Source organism: Deltaproteobacteria bacterium (genome assembly GCA_020845895.1).
In the GTDB taxonomy this organism is placed as follows: domain Bacteria; phylum Lernaellota; class Lernaellaia; order JACKCT01; family JACKCT01; genus JADLEX01.
The window spans coordinates 25391-39753 of record JADLEX010000115.1 but is presented as its reverse complement, the minus strand read 5'-3'; the positions used below and the strand labels follow the sequence as shown (position 1 = coordinate 39753).

The window sequence follows — 14363 nt, the reverse complement described above, 5'->3', positions numbered from 1 at the left end:
GCGTCCAATTTCTGGATTTCGTCCAGAATTCCATCCGATTTAACTGCCTCGACCAAGCGCGCCAGTGTGTTTTCCAGGTTTTCGCCGCCTTGGGGATTGGGATTTCCCAATTTGGCCTTTTTGTAGTCACTGACGGCCCCCTGAATCGCATAAAACTGCGACGTTATCTTCTTCGTCAATTCTTCTGGTTTCACTTTGTTAATCGAGTCTTTAATCTCGCCACACTCCTTGGATAGGGTGCCCCATTGAACGCCATTTGTATTCTCGGTCAGCGATCGCTGGAGGGATTGTATCGTACGACTCCGTGCGGCCATGCTCTTCAACACCGGCGTGTAAAGGTCTGGGTCCTGAAGCATTGCGCTCAATTTCACGAATACGGTTTGGCTGAGCTTGTCCGCATCTAGACCGCCGTTTCGCGCCTGCGCTGTCAGGGATTGCAGCAGTTCCACGACAACCTGGTCGAACTCGGTCGGGATTGAGGCGAAGGATTCGTTGTCGCGCAATCGCAGCATCATCAGTCGCGCGCCGGTGAGCATCAGGTCGTCCACGATCGTGCTTTGGAGTTGCCGTCCGAATCCCGCCAGGTCGTTCACGCTCGCCGAACGCACCGCCTCACACGTGGTGGGGAAAATGGGGAACGCGCGGCCGTCGTCCGTCTTGGGGCCGATCTTCGGCTTGTCGCCCGTGAGGTCGATGAAGAGTTCCTCGCAAAACACCTCGCGGATTTCGTTTTGCAGGAGCCTGGTCCCCTTGGATTTCGCGCGCTCCACCATGACCTCCGCGACCGCCTGAAAGAAATCGTCGGCCGCCTGCTCGCCGAATCCCTGCGGAGACAGCGCCCGTTGTGACGGACGCATCTTCGGTCCGGCGGTGGCCGATGAAAGCCCCTTGATCGTCGCGTCGATGGTCGGAAGCGAAACCGGTTGGCCGGCGAAGGCGTGGCATTTTTTGCCCGGCATAAAGTCATCTTGAGTTTTGCACTCGGCATGACGACCCGAAGCGTTATTCCGTTCGTCTACGTTCGCGACCGCCATTTGGCCATCTTTGTCCTTCTCCTTTTTCTTGTCCCCTGTTTTCGCATCGCCGTCCGGTTCGGCAAAGATGATGAAAAATACGGGGAGAGCGGTGTCCCTTTGCTTGCCGGCATCCGATTTCCAACCCTCTAACAATTTGCCAAATAATCCTGAGTCGCCGGCCTTGGTGACGACTCCGGAGTATTTCCATGCGAAATTGACACCGGGGTCGTTCGCCGCACGAGCGGATTCCGACGAGCAGGACAGAAGATAGTCGGTGCCCGGCAGGTTGATCATGCGCCCCATGCCTTCCGACGCGTACGGATCCCAACTCGCGCTGGACGACCCGGACCCGTCCGTCGCGTCAAAAACGCAGGTCGTCTTCGTCGGCGGCATGCCGTCCGGCAGCAGCAGCAATCGCTGACTGTTTTTGCCGGGCCGAATGTGGCTTCCCGTGGCGCGCGGCGGTTGTTTCGCCCGTTCGGCATGCCGGCGCGCCGAAGACGCAAATTCCTTCGTCACCATCGCGGCCTTCGCTGCCTTCGCGGCAGATTGGTCGCTTTCGGAGGGGGGGGGGTGATCCGGTTGCCCATCGATTTGCCATTGCTGCGAACGTGTTCGCATCGATGCTCGCGTTTTCCGCTTCCGTGGCCCATTTCTCAACCTCATCCATTTTCATTTTCGCCGTTTCGTCGTTTTCGGCGGGCTTTTCGAGCCACTCCTGCCAAAAGTCTTCCGCATCATTGGCCAAGAGTTTCGCCACAGCGTCGTCGGCTTTCGCCTGATGCGACAGCGCCTGCGCCGCGTACTCGGCGGCCTCGGCGGCTTTCGTCGCGGCAGTCTTCGCGGCCTCGGCGGCCTCGGCGGCCTCGGCGGCTTTCGTCGCGGCAGTCTTCGCGGCCTCGGCGGCCTCGGCGGCAGTTTTCGCGGCCTCGGCGGCCTCGGCGGCAGTTTTCGCGGCCTCGGCGGCCTCGGCGGCCTCGGCGGCTTTCGTCGCGGCAGTTTTCGCGGCCTCGGCGGCCTCGGCGGCAGTTTTCGCGGCCTCGGCGGCCTCGGCGGCCTCGGCGGCTTTCTCTGCCGGTGTATTTTCCGCATCTAGTTCTTGGGCGAATCCCATCAAGGGAGTGGCCGGAATGCTTGCCGTCGCCATCACCAACGCCATGATCCACGCCGCGATTCGTTTCATGGTTCTACCCTCCGTTGTGTTGAGATTTCCCGAATTTGCTCTCTGAGCCAGGGTTCATGGATATCCGTGCGCACGTACACGCCGCCGTAGCCGCAAACGCTCGTGGACGAGGCGACCGCGCGGGAGACGATGCCGATGAGGATCCAGGCGTTTCGGCCGGTGGACGGGTCAATGGTCGCGAGCAACGCGGGACCGCCCGAATCGCCGCTGCACGTGTCGCGCCCGAGACCCGCGATGGAGACGAATTCGTTATCGGGGTCGCACCCGAACAGCGCCGCGCGTCCGGGGTCGCAATTCCACCCCGACATGGGGGCGTCGGTGAAATGCTTCACGCCGTACCCGAACCGGCCGGTGGGTTCGCGGGCGCCGAACCCCGCGAAACGCACGATTCCGATCGGCGTGAAGCCCCGTTCCGGTTTCAACCGTTTTCTCGGCGGCGTCGGCGCGTCGCGTTCCAGGACGAGGAGCGCGATATCGGGGCCCGCCGCGCCGGGCGTCCGCCCTTCGACAACCGGGATCACGACGCCGTGTTCCAGCACATTTTCGCCGATGAAGACTTCCTTGGCGGGCAGGCAATGTCGCGCAGTGAGAACAGCCCTGCGATGAACAAGGACGCCCGAGCAATGCCAGCCGTATATTCCGCCGACGGCCACGACGTCCTCCAGCGGATCGGCGAGCATCGCGGCCATGTCGGTGGGGTCGGTCGGTGGGCCGGCGTCCGCACCGTTCACGGGCACGGGCGACGCCGCAGGGGCGAAGGCCACATGGACGCACAGGAGCCATACGAGGACGCCGGCCAAGGCTGAAACGCGGTGAGATTTCGGACAGCGAAACAACGGCGCCTCCGCCTGTTTGCACTTTTTCACGACCGAGGGCGGTCGTGCCGATTCTCATTCGTGGCGCCGCACGACCCCGCCGAGACGGGACCGTGCCGCATGAGGCTCCTCACATCCCCAAATACGTCCGCGTTGTTGGGCCGACGATGCCGTCGACCACGAGGCCCTTCGAGCGCTGAAAGTCGCGCACGGCCTTGTCGGTGTTGGGTCCGAACACGCCGTCCGCGGAGATCGTCGCCCCGGCCGCGATGAGCGCCGATTGCAGCGCCTTCACGTCGGGCCCGGTCAGCGCGGGACTTTTCAGCGACAGCAATCGCGGTGGTGGCGCGTCGGTCGCGGTCACGCGCGCGGGCTCGGCGCCGTCGATCGCGTCTTCGTCGATGCGGATGCCGCGCACGTGGAGCGGTAACTTGAGGTCCCAGTTCTTCTCGCCGAAGAGTCGGATGAACACGTCCATCCGGTAGACCGTCTTGCGCAGCAGCGTGTTGGAGTGATTCAAGAGCCACGATTTTCGCACCTTCACGTAGCCCTCGATCCACGCCTTTTCGCCGACGGAGGCGCACGCGCCGACCTGCTCGTTGGTGCGGTCGCGCATCCGGCCCCACGAGCCATGGATGTGGCTGTCGTACACCACCGCAGCGCCCAACGCGGTCGCGACGCCCAGCGCCGCGCACGCCGCCTGGCTGGGCGCGAAGTACACGCGGTCGAAGAAACGGTCCTGCACGTCGCGCATCACGGGGTCGTCCCCCGCGCGGCGCAGGGCCGACCGAAGATTCGCGTCGTGATCGAGCGAGAGATCGGCTCGCTCCAGCCGGTCGAGATACGGCGCGAGTTCGCCCGCCAGCGCCGCGCCGGCCGCGCCACAGTAGTCCTTGATGAGCAAATAAAGATTTCCGCTCGCGAGCGTGGTCTGCGAACGGCCATAGGTCAGATGCCCGCTGTCGCCGGCCATGAGCGTAACGTTGCCGTAATCGCCCACGGGCTTGCCGGTTTCGAAGATGTTCACGATCGCCTGCGCGGTTTTCTTCTGCGTGTCGGTGAGACTCATGGCGGACTCCTTCGCGGGCGTCGCGACCTTTGCGGCGCCGCCGATCGGTTTTTTCGCACGCGCGGCCCTCACGGATTGGGCTCGGGGAGTTCGGGGATCGGTACGGCCACCATCTCGAATTCCACGCTGCTGTTCGTCGCGCCTTCCTTTTGCGTGCCCAGCAATCCGAAGAGCTTTTTTTCCTTGAACGCCAGCGCGACCTGGACTTTGATCGTGAATTTCTGGATGTGATAGACGTAATCGGGCCAAGCCGTGCGGTCGGCCATGGCGAGACGCAGCGAGCGCGCCGATGTCGCCGCGGCGCCGACGACCTGCTCCAGCAGCGTGACGAGCTGTTCTTCCTTTTGTTCTTCAGCCATCGGTTGTCACCTCACGTCGATCCGCCGGGCACGCGCACGTGCTCGGACACGAGGGCGCGCGACGGCATCTCCGCGTGGATCAACCACTCCGCGGCGACCGCGAGGGGCGAATCGGCGGGTTTGTGATTGAAGGTCATCGCCCGCGCCGCCGCGTCGATTTCGATCCACAGGCGCCCCGTCGCATCGGTGCGCGTCTCGAACACCGCCGATTCAACGGTCTTGCCGACGGCCGTGACGTGTACATGCACGGCGACGTCGGCGATGGGCGAGCCGTCGGGCTCCAGCGCCACGGCGACGAGGTCGTGCGTCGCGGGGCGGTCGAACCGAGCGCCGTATGACGCGAGGACGAGCCGCGCCTCGGTGAGCTCCTGCACGGCGCGGCTTTCGACGCGGAAGTCCACCGTGAGGTTCGCGTCCCCCGGATTGTCCGCGAAAACGACGCGCACCTTGTCCCGCGAGGCGGCGTCCGCCGCGGGTTCGGTGCGCAGATGAAGCGTCACGTTCATCCCGTCGATCGCGTAAAGCGAACGCGACGCACGCAACAACTCGGTGTCGGAATACAGGGCCGCGCGCATGCGTTTGCCCACGCGCGCCATGGTCTTCTGAAACGCGACGAGCACCTCGTCGAGGGTCGTCGCATCCGGCGATTTCGTCTCGTCGGCCATAAGTCCTCCCGCAAGTTTGACGACGCCGCGCGTGGCGTCAGTCGTTGTTCACGGGCTTGGCCGAGAGCACGAGCTTGATCTTGCTCGAAGCCTCTTCGCGGAAACCAAAGGTCGCTTTGTACGAGGCGTTCACGGCGAAGGCGAAGACGCTGCCGCCGATCTGTCCGCCGATTTGTTGGTCGCGGCTGAACGAAAAGGTCACCGCGAGCTCGATCTCGGCTTTCTCGATCGCGTACACGGTCTTCGCGTCCGGATCGGCGGACTTCGACATCTCGTGGTTGGCCTTCGCGACCGCGAGCCCGAGGTTCTTGATCATGTCGGGCAGATTGGCGGCAACCAGATGATCCATCACATCGGCCATCTTTCATCTCCTTTTAGTCATGCGCCGCAATGGCCGGCGCCAAGAGTCGTTTTCGGGCATCGTCACGCGCGATCGCGCGGCGGCTCGAGGCCGCAACGCCGATCAGCTCAACGTGAAATAAAATTCAAACACACAATGGAATATGGAAATTGCTATCACTTCACGAATCGGACGTCAACAGCGAAATGACGACAAATCGCGTCGATCAATGTCCTGTGTAATCCGGCGCCCTTCAGCGGGCCCGTTCGAGCGCCGCGAGGATCTCGCCAACGCGCGCGTGGTCGCCCGCGACCGCGCTGCGTTGCTCGAAGAGGATGCGGTCGCCCGGCGCAAACACGAAGATGCCGCCGTTCTGCCACGGGTCGCCGCGCGTGCGCGTCTGGCGAAATCCCCCGCGAAACGCGCGCATGGCCGCCGCGATCGTGGCCGGGGACAGCAGGGAGAAGTATCCGCGCCGCAGTTTCGCCGCGCGATACGTGACCAGATCCGGATCGGCGAGAATCGGGCCGTCGTAGTTCAGGTCCTCGGCGAACCACTTCGCATGATGCGGTTTGCCGCTGCCGATGACGACCAGCGTCGCGCCGCGTCTTTCGATCTCGTCCAACGAATCACGCAACTGCGTGACTTGCTCGCGGCAGAACAGTCACCCAAAGTGGCGCACGAACGCGACGACCGCCGGGCGATCCGCCCAGAAGTCGCCGAGTCGCCGCCGCACGCCGTTCGCATCCGCGAGTTCGATGGCCGCCAGATTCTTCGCGACGCTCATTCGCCCTCCGTTACGATTCGATGTAACGTCGAATTCGCGGATCGTCCAGCACACGCGGCACCCATGGTGATAATTGATACCAATCCGCCAACCCGTCGCGGTCATCGTGCGCAAAGGAAATTTGACAATTACGTGACGCACGCGCGACATCGTAGCGACATCCTCGTAACGCACCGTTTTGTGCTGGCCACGCCTTCAAATCGTCCGGTATCATTCCGTCGCACTGCGGATCTCGGGGGGGGGAAGATGCGTGCCATCCACAATCATTCGGGTGAATCGACGTCCGACCGACCGGCTGACGCTCCGGACGATCTGGGAGCGCTGATCGAGGAACTCGTCGCCTTGCGCGACGACATCCTGGGATTCGAAGCGCAGTTCCGGCCGATGGTGTCGCGCGTGAGCGAGGCATTCGAAGCGGGCGCGAAGAACCTGCTTCACTACATCGCCTTGCGTCGTCACGACATCCGCGCCTTGCAGCGGCGCCTTGCCGCGCTCGGCCTCTCATCGCTCGGACGCAGCGAGTCGCACGTGTTTTCGAATCTCACCGCCGTGCTGCGTCTACTGCATCAGGCCGCGGGCCGCGAGTGGAAGCAACCCGAGCCTTTCCTGCCCCCGATCACGCTCGAAGATGGCGCTCGGATGATCGCGGACCACGCGGACGCGCTCCTCGGTCCAGCTCGTGAGGACCGCGCCGCGCGCATCATGGTCACGCTTCCGACCGAGGCTGCGGAAGATCCGGCTCTCGTGCGCGCGCTGATCGAATCGGGGATGGACTGCGCGCGCATCAACTGCGCACACGATAACGCCGACGTCTGGGCACGCATGGCCGCGAACGTCCGCGAAGCCGCGAGCGCGCTCGGTCGCCCATGCAAGGTCCTCATGGACCTCGCCGGACCCAAGCTGCGCACCGGCGCCATCGAGCCCGGCCCCGCCGTGCTCAAGTGGCAACCGCGGCGCAACGAGCGCGGCATCGTGATCGAATCCGCGTTGCTGCGTCTCACCCCCGCGGAGAACCCCGAGGATGTTCCGGGTGTTGTCGTGCCGGTGTCCGGCGCCTGGCTCGCGACGTTGGCCGTGGGCGACGACCTCGTGCTCTCCGATCTGCGCCGTCGCAAACGTACGCTGCGGGTCGTCGCCGCCGAGGGACGCGGGTTCGTGCTGGAAAGCAAACGCACGGGCTACATGGCCCCCGGTCTCGTGCTGAAGAAAGTCGGTGCCGAAGACGACCCCGGCGGCGTGATCGGCCCGCTGCCGTCGCTGGAACAGGCGGTCATCCTCGGCGAGGGCGACACGCTCGTGGTGACCGGCCCGGATCGCATCGGTCGTCCGGCGCGCTTTTCGCTCGATCGCGGGCGCGAGATCTCGCCTGCGCAAATTCCGTGCACGCTGCCCGAAGTCTTCGCCGACGTGAAGATCGGCGAGCGCGTCCTGCTCGACGACGGCAAGATCGCCGCAACGATCGAGCACATCGAAGCCGGCGAATTGCGGCTTCGCGTCACGCGCGCCGCGCCCGGCGGCGTGAAGCTACGCGCCGACAAGGGCATCAATTTCCCCGACAGCATGCTGCACGTAAAAGGGCTGACCGCGCGCGACACCGAGGATCTGAGCACGGTCGTCGCGCTCGCGGACATCGTCGCCCTCTCCTTCGTCTCGGGCCCCGGCGACGTGGCCGATCTTCAGAGGGAACTTTCGCGGCTCGGCGGCGCGCATCTGGGCGTCGTGGCGAAAATCGAGACGCGCCAGGCGCTCGAGCGGCTCACCGCCATCCTGCTTCAGGCCATGAGCAGCCCGTCGGTGGGCGTGATGATCGCACGAGGAGATCTCGCGGTGGAGTGCGGGTTCGAATTCCTCGCGGAGGCCCAGGAGGAGATCCTGTGGATCAGCGAGGCCGCCCACGTGCCGGTCATCTGGGCGACGCAGGTGCTGGAAAACCTCGCGAAGTCGGGCCTGCCGTCGCGCGCCGAGATCACCGACACGGCGATGAGCGGGCGCGCGGAGTGCGTGCTGCTGGGCAAGGGGCCGCACATTCTGGAGACGATCCGCATGGCGGGGGAGATCCTGCACCGCATGGAAGGCCACCAGCACAAGAAAAGCCCGCTGCTCGGACCGCTGGACGTGAGCGACTTTAGCGCGGCGTGACGACGAGACCGCGCAGCAGATTCGCGCCTTCGTGCAGTTTGCCGTGCCCCGGCAGCAGGCGTCGCACGTCGAACTGCTGAAGCCGTGCGATCGACGCCTCGGCGTGTTCGTCGCTCCACAAGAAGCGATTGACGAACAGACGGTCGCGCCCGCCCAAAATATTGTCGCCGCAGATCACCGCCTCCTCGCCCGCGTGCCAAAAGCTCACGGAGTCGTTTGTGTGCCCCGGTGTTTCGAGGAGCGTCCAGTCGCCGTGGCCGGGCAGGGCGACACCGTCCGGCAGGTACTCGTCGACGCGCCCCTTCCAGCTCGACCCTTTGCTGCCGGGCAGCCCTACGCGTTCCATCTCGACGAGGCCGGACCACGATACGGGTTTCTGAAAATCCATGTCGTGGCGGTTCGTGACCATGCCCCAAAATCGCGGCCACGCCGGAAACACGATGCGCTGTCCTTCGCGCAGGTGATAGGCGATGCGTTCGGAGACGATCACCTTCGCGTTCCAGCGCTTCGCCGCGTAGCGCATGCCGCCGACGTGGTCGATGTGCCAGTGCGTGGCGAACAGGCGCGTGAAGGGCGGCGCGTCCGGACCGAGCTGTTCGCGCGCCACTCGCTCGGCTTCGCGCACGATCCACGGCGAACCGGGATCGACGAGCGCGAGTGTCTCGCCGACGAGGATGTAAGCCCAGGACACGAAGCCCGGGACGGGGATGACGACGGGCGCGCTCACGGTTGCGTTCAGATGAGCGTCTCGGATTCGGACGCGGTGCACGAATCGATCGCCGGCGTCGCGGCGTCGGCGCACGTTTCATACGAAGCGACGTCGGTCGCCGTGGCGTCGCACGCGGCGCGGGCGGCGTAAGCGTCGGCGAGGCAGTCGTAGTACGCGGCTTTCCAGTCATCGCACTCGCCCGCGCGGCCGCACGCGGCGGTTTGCGTAAAAGATTCGGCGACCTGGCCGTCGATGCAGCCGAGGGCGGCGAATCCGGTCAGGTCGGCGCACGAATCGTCGGGCACACCCGCGTGGTGGTCGTATTCGCACTCGGCCCAAACGACGCCGCAGCCGGTGTCGGCCTCTTCCTTCACGATCTTCGTTCCGCCACTGCTCCCCCCGCCGCCTTCGAGCACGTCGCAGGCGATATTCGCCGCGAAGAGCAGCGCAGTCGCGATCAAGGTCAAACGCAAAAGCCGCATGGTGTCTCCCTCATCAGCGACCGGTGAAATCCGCCGGTCAGATCCGCGCCGTTTCGTCCGCGTTCTTCGAAACGGAAGTCAGAATAACCGCGAACAAGGTGATGGCACAACCGGCGCCCACGACCGCGCCGACGCCCTCGCCGAGCCACCACCACGCCAGCAGCGTCGCCCCCGCGGGCTCGCCGACGACCGCCATCGAGACGACGAGCGGTGTCGCGTCGCGCAGCGCACGCACCAGCAGCGTATGGCCGATGAGTTGGGGAATCAGCGCCGCGAGAACGATGAAGCCCGCCGCCGCGCGCGAGGGCGGCACGAGCACGTCACCGCGAACAATGGCGAATCCCAACAGCAGCGCCGCCCCCACGGCCGCCGCCGCGCCGGTGAAGGCCCGCGCGTCGAGATCGGCGCCCGCACCCCGGGCCGTGGTCAGAAAGCCCGCCATGGCGATGGCACCGGCGAACGCGAGCGCGTTGCCGAGAAGCGTGCCGGGCGGCGCGTCGGCATATCCGGTGGACATGATCGCAATCCCCGCCGCGCCGATGGCGAGTGCGACCCACACACGCCCACGCGGTCGGTCGTGACCGGTGACGAGACTGTGCGCGGCGAGCAGGAGCGGGGTGGTCGTGACCAGCGTGACCGACGCCGCGACGCTGGTGAGGCCAAGCGACGCGACCCACGTACCGAAATGAAGGCCGTAGAACGCCCCGGCGACGAGGGCGCAACGGCGGAAACGCGCGTCACGCGCAAACGGGCGAACCCACCACGGCGCGAGGACAAGCGCCGCAACGGCGAGCCGCCAGCCCGAGGCCACGGCGGGAGGGGTCGGCGCGGCCAGGCGGAAAAAGATCGCCGCGAAGGAAATCGCGACGACGGCGATGGGAATCGCCGCGCGGTCGAGGCCGACTGGATCGAGTGGAACGCGTGCGCGCATCGCCGGATCTTGGCGATGGCGACCGAGACGGGTCAAGGCCGCGACGCGGGCGCCAAAACGCCCCCTGATCCCTCATATCCCATCGCCGCAGTGGGGTTGACCGGCCGAGCGGCGCGCGGCGATGATGCGCCCCATGTCCGACACTCCGTCCGCATTGCCGCCGCAATCCGCGCATCCGGTCGACGCGTGGCCGAGCGAGTCCGCGGAGGCGCTCAAGACGCCCTTCGCGGTGCGTTGGCATTACGCGATCGTCGCGGTGTTTTTCGCGATCGGCGCGCTTGTCGCGTTCGGCCCCGCGCCGGACGGCCTCTCCGTCGAAGCCCAGCGCACCGTCGGCATTTTCACGCTGTGCGCCCTGTTGTGGATTTCGAACGTCATCCCGCTGCACATCACGTCGATGCTCGCGATTCTGCTGCTGCCACTGCTCGGCGTGATGAAGGGTGAGGACGCTTTCGCCCTGTTCGGCAACAAGGCTGTGTTCTTCATCCTCGGCGCGTTCGTGCTCTCCGCGGTGCTGGTCGAGTGCGGCCTGTCCGAGCGCATCACGTGTTTCGTGTTCGAGCACGCGGCGCAATCGTCCCGCCGCCTGCGCACGGTCATCATGCTGTTTTGCGCCTTCGCCAGTTTCTGGATGAGCGAGCACGCCGTCGCCGCGATGGCCTTTCCCATCGTCATGACGCTCGTGCGCGCGCTGGGGCTGAAAGAAGGCAAGAGCGAGTTCGCCAAGAGCTTCTTCTTCGCGCTCGCCTGGGGATGCGTCATCGGTGGCGTCGCCACGTATCTGGGCGGCGCGCGCAATCCGCTCGCGGTCGGCATCCTCACCGCCAACACGGGCGTGTCGATCAGTTTCCTGCGTTGGCTGACCGCCTCGCTGCCTCTGGTGCTGATCCTGCTCGTCGCCGCGTTGCTGATGCTGCGTTATGCGTATCCGGAGGAATCCGTGGATCTCGCCACCGCGCGGAGCCGGCTGCACGAGATGCGCGCGGCGCGCGGACCGATTTCGCGCCGCGAGGTCGGCATCGCCGTCGTCACGATTCTCACGATCCTATGCTGGGTCTTCCTCTACAAACGCGTCGAACTCGCCACCACCGCGCTCGGCGCCGTCGCCGCGCTGTTCATCTTCCGCCTCACGAAGTGGGAGGCGGTCGAGTCGGGCGTAAATTGGGGCATCATCCTCATGTACGGCGGCGCGATCGCGCTCGGCCACGCGCTCTCCTCGTCCGGCGCGGCGGAATGGGTCGTGTCGCGCACCATCGGCCGCATCGACATGCCGCCGCTCGCGCTGATCGTGCTGATCGGCTTTCTTTCGCTCGCGCTCACCGAGGTCATCAGCAACGCGGCCGTCGTGTCGGTCGTCATGCCGGTGGGCATCAGCCTAGCGCCTAAATACGGTATCCCCTACGAGGTCATCACGTTCGCCGTCGCGCTGCCGTCGGGCCTGTCCTACATCCTGCCTATGGGCACGCCGGCCACCGCCATCATCTACGGCTCGGGCTACCTCACCGTGAAGGACTTCATGCGCATGGGCGGCGCGATGGCCGTCCTGAGCCTCATCGTCTTCGCCTGCGTCGCGAAGTGGTGGTGGCCGCTGGTGGGGTTCGGGTTCTGACGGGCCACCTCAGAAGTTGAACTCGAAATCTTTGCATGATTTAGAATACACTATAAGGTTAACAACCTGATTAGGAGAACAATATTGTTATTTGACAGGCGATCGCTCCCTGCCTATTGATCTATTAACGTAGCGAAAAACCTTTATTTAGGGGCGAGCCGTGAGGCTATTGTGGAGAATGGGATTCATTTCTCTCTTCATCCTTGCGGCGCTCTATCCGTCCGTTGCGGAAGCGAAAGGAGAGTCCGGTCAAATCCTCGTTCGCGTGACCATGAAGAGCGGAGACGAGCAGCCTGCGGGCAGCTTCCTAGCCACCTTGCAGATTCACGACGAATTCATTCGAATCCTGCCCGTACTGGACGACAGGTCCGTGGCGACGGGTCGAGATCCGGCGAATGGCGAAATCTCCTACAGGCAGTTGCAGCGGACGAGTTTTCTCAACCGCGCCATCGTACGCTTGGATGTCCGAGATGTCAGCGGACAGATCCAAACTTGGTTTCTCGCCCCACCGGCATCGTTCGAGCGACGCGACGAAGCGGTGTCCAGCGAAAACGCCGTGCGGATTCTGAGCCACGCGATTCTGACGCACATCCTTCGCGAAATTGAGAACCGTTCGACCGAAATGCCGGTCGAAGAGTTTGCCGATCGGATCGATGACGCCATTCGCATCTGCGATTTCGACCCGAATCTGCCGGATTGCGGGCGATTCTTTCTGTTCCTGAAGCTCTGGGCTGAACGGCAGAAGGCATTCACCGCGACGAATCCGAACGATTCCCGACGAGGCGATGTCGGGAAAATCGCCGACCAACTGAGCTCAACCTTTGGCCAGCGCCGCGGAACCGAACTGATCGACATGAAGAAATGGCAGGACCACGACCTGCTCCGTGTGAAACAAACGCGGCGGGAGGAAGCCGTTAAGGCGCTGGATAATCTGAAACAGGAAATCGCGAACGTGAATGTCCCATCGTCGAACGATCGGGTCCCGGTTGTTCTGGAAACGCCGCAGGCGGACGCGATTCTGCAGGAAGCTGGACAACGAATGAAACGCCTTCAGGAAGATCTCGAGTGGATTCGGAATTGGATCGAATCAAATCCGGAAAACTTGGAGAAACTGGGCTCGCTGAAGGAAGTGCTCGAGGTGCTGGTTCCGCAGAAATCGCGGCCGGTTGCGGATCGAAAGCGACCTCCCAAGCCTGACCGGCCTGCGCCCGAACCGCCCGCGCACGATTACGGGGGATCGCGCGACATGGAGTCCTACATGCGTGAGTTGAACGCCGACCCGCAATATCGAGGCCGACCGAGTCAGGAGTCGGTCGACCTGGAAGAGTTCGTCGAAAAGGCGATGAGAGAAATCAACAAAAGCGCCAATCCATGACAGGAGGGCGGGATGACACCGTTTGAATTTCGCAACTGGGCCAAGGCATTGTCGAACTTCTTTTTCTGCCTGTTCGTCATCGCCATCGGACTCTTTCCCTTTTCGACGAAAGTGCTGAAACTGGAAGGTCCGTTCGTCGCATCGAGTTTCGCCGTCGCGGTCACAATGCTGGTGCTGGCGGCGCAGATCACCGCCATGTATCGCCACTGGGTGGAATTGACGGAAAAGCGGATCAAAGAGGAGTCCGTCAACGAAAGCGATCAGAAGCTGACGCAGATCGCCGCCGGGCGCCTTCCCCGCGTGATTTTCAAGAGTCCCTGGTTCGTCATTGCGGTCAGCCTGTGCCTGATCGGTGCGTTTTGGTCAGGATCGCGGGTCGTCCGAGAGCGATTCGCGGCGGAGAAGTCGGCCCAGTTTCGGCAGTCCGAATCCTTGGCATCCGATGTCCTGCGTCGAATGGATCAGGAGCGAGCCCGGCTGCGCGAGGAAGGGAAGGAAGGACGCGCTCACCTGCTGGCGTCGGAGCACGGCTACATCACGCGGACGTTCTCCAAATCCATGCGCTTCATCGACCAATATACATTGCGGCAACCCGGTCTCATTCCTCTCATCGAGGAGGAGCGGACGCTCGTACAAGATCTGTGTCGCGATCTGGCGACGGTCGCGCTGAGCGTCTGCGTGGATCACCAGGAGACCGTTCTGTGCGAAGACCCAATCAATGGGGACCTCTCGGTTAGCGGATTTCTCGAAGACTTGAATTCCGCGTATTGCCCGACCGCGGACGACAAGGACCCTTGTTGTACGTACGTGAACAGGTATCTCAAGATCCGGGCCGAAATTGAAAAGGTGCGTGCGACGGGTTCGGAAGTCCGTCGATAGCGAGG

At 64.0% G+C, this 14363-nt stretch carries 14 protein-coding genes; 4 read left to right on the top strand and 10 right to left on the bottom strand.

All coding sequences use genetic code 11. The features are described 5' to 3' along the window. The 7 genes from IT350_15865 to IT350_15835 form a co-directional block, all read right to left on the bottom strand. A partial coding sequence (locus tag IT350_15865) for a hypothetical protein (GenBank protein ID MCC6159527.1) occupies positions 1 to 1538 on the bottom strand: 1538 nt, incomplete at its 3' end. Between the two features lie 657 nt (positions 1539 to 2195). Continuing rightward, positions 2196 to 2999, bottom strand: a complete 804-nt coding sequence (locus IT350_15860; protein ID MCC6159526.1) for a trypsin-like serine protease — start codon at positions 2997 to 2999, stop codon at positions 2196 to 2198. A 145-nt stretch (positions 3000 to 3144) separates the two neighbouring features. Continuing rightward, positions 3145 to 3492, bottom strand: coding sequence for a peptidoglycan-binding protein (locus IT350_15855; GenBank protein ID MCC6159525.1), 348 nt, complete (start codon positions 3490 to 3492; stop codon positions 3145 to 3147). A 659-nt stretch (positions 3493 to 4151) separates the two neighbouring features. Beyond that, positions 4152 to 4442 carry a hypothetical protein gene (locus IT350_15850; GenBank protein ID MCC6159524.1) on the bottom strand — a complete coding sequence of 97 codons (291 nt, stop codon included), beginning with the start codon at positions 4440 to 4442 and terminating at the stop codon, positions 4152 to 4154. An 11-nt stretch (positions 4443 to 4453) separates the two neighbouring features. Beyond that, entirely contained in the window at positions 4454 to 5107 is a 654-nt protein-coding gene (locus IT350_15845; GenBank protein MCC6159523.1) for a hypothetical protein, read from the bottom strand. A gap of 37 nt (positions 5108 to 5144) precedes the next feature. Continuing rightward, a complete protein-coding gene (locus IT350_15840; GenBank protein MCC6159522.1) occupies positions 5145 to 5468 on the bottom strand; it encodes a hypothetical protein in 324 nt (107 codons plus the stop codon). 232 nt (positions 5469 to 5700) lie between these two features. Next, positions 5701 to 6084: a hypothetical protein gene (locus IT350_15835; protein ID MCC6159521.1), complete on the bottom strand. Its 384-nt coding sequence runs from the start codon at positions 6082 to 6084 to the stop codon at positions 5701 to 5703. Between the two features lie 396 nt (positions 6085 to 6480). Between IT350_15835 and IT350_15830 the strand changes: the two genes are divergently transcribed. Next, entirely contained in the window at positions 6481 to 8373 is a 1893-nt protein-coding gene (locus tag IT350_15830) for a pyruvate kinase (GenBank protein MCC6159520.1), read from the top strand. Here the strand turns inward: IT350_15830 and IT350_15825 are convergent. From IT350_15825 to IT350_15815, 3 genes are read right to left on the bottom strand one after another with little or no spacing between them, the layout of a single operon-like run. Then, positions 8360 to 9100, bottom strand: a complete 741-nt coding sequence (locus tag IT350_15825; GenBank protein ID MCC6159519.1) for an MBL fold metallo-hydrolase — start codon at positions 9098 to 9100, stop codon at positions 8360 to 8362. The two genes, IT350_15830 and IT350_15825, sit on opposite strands and share 14 nt — an antisense overlap. Before the next feature lie 8 nt (positions 9101 to 9108). Then, positions 9109 to 9564: a hypothetical protein gene (locus IT350_15820; protein ID MCC6159518.1), complete on the bottom strand. Its 456-nt coding sequence runs from the start codon at positions 9562 to 9564 to the stop codon at positions 9109 to 9111. Positions 9565 to 9601: 37 nt separating this feature from the next. Continuing rightward, positions 9602 to 10495 (bottom strand): DMT family transporter, encoded by an 894-nt coding sequence (locus tag IT350_15815; GenBank protein MCC6159517.1) that lies wholly within the window; start codon positions 10493 to 10495, stop codon positions 9602 to 9604. Positions 10496 to 10628: 133 nt separating this feature from the next. Here IT350_15815 and IT350_15810 point away from each other — a divergent pair, with 133 nt between their 5' ends. The 3 genes from IT350_15810 (at position 10629) to IT350_15800 (ending at position 14358) form a co-directional block, all read left to right on the top strand. After that, on the top strand, positions 10629 to 12104 hold the full coding sequence (locus tag IT350_15810; protein MCC6159516.1) for a DASS family sodium-coupled anion symporter: 1476 nt from the start codon (positions 10629 to 10631) through the stop codon (positions 12102 to 12104). Positions 12105 to 12282: 178 nt separating this feature from the next. Then, positions 12283 to 13479: a hypothetical protein gene (locus tag IT350_15805; GenBank protein ID MCC6159515.1), complete on the top strand. Its 1197-nt coding sequence runs from the start codon at positions 12283 to 12285 to the stop codon at positions 13477 to 13479. 12 nt (positions 13480 to 13491) lie between these two features. After that, complete coding sequence (locus tag IT350_15800) at positions 13492 to 14358, top strand: hypothetical protein (GenBank protein ID MCC6159514.1); 867 nt, start codon at positions 13492 to 13494, stop codon at positions 14356 to 14358. Positions 14359 to 14363: the final 5 nt, after the last annotated feature.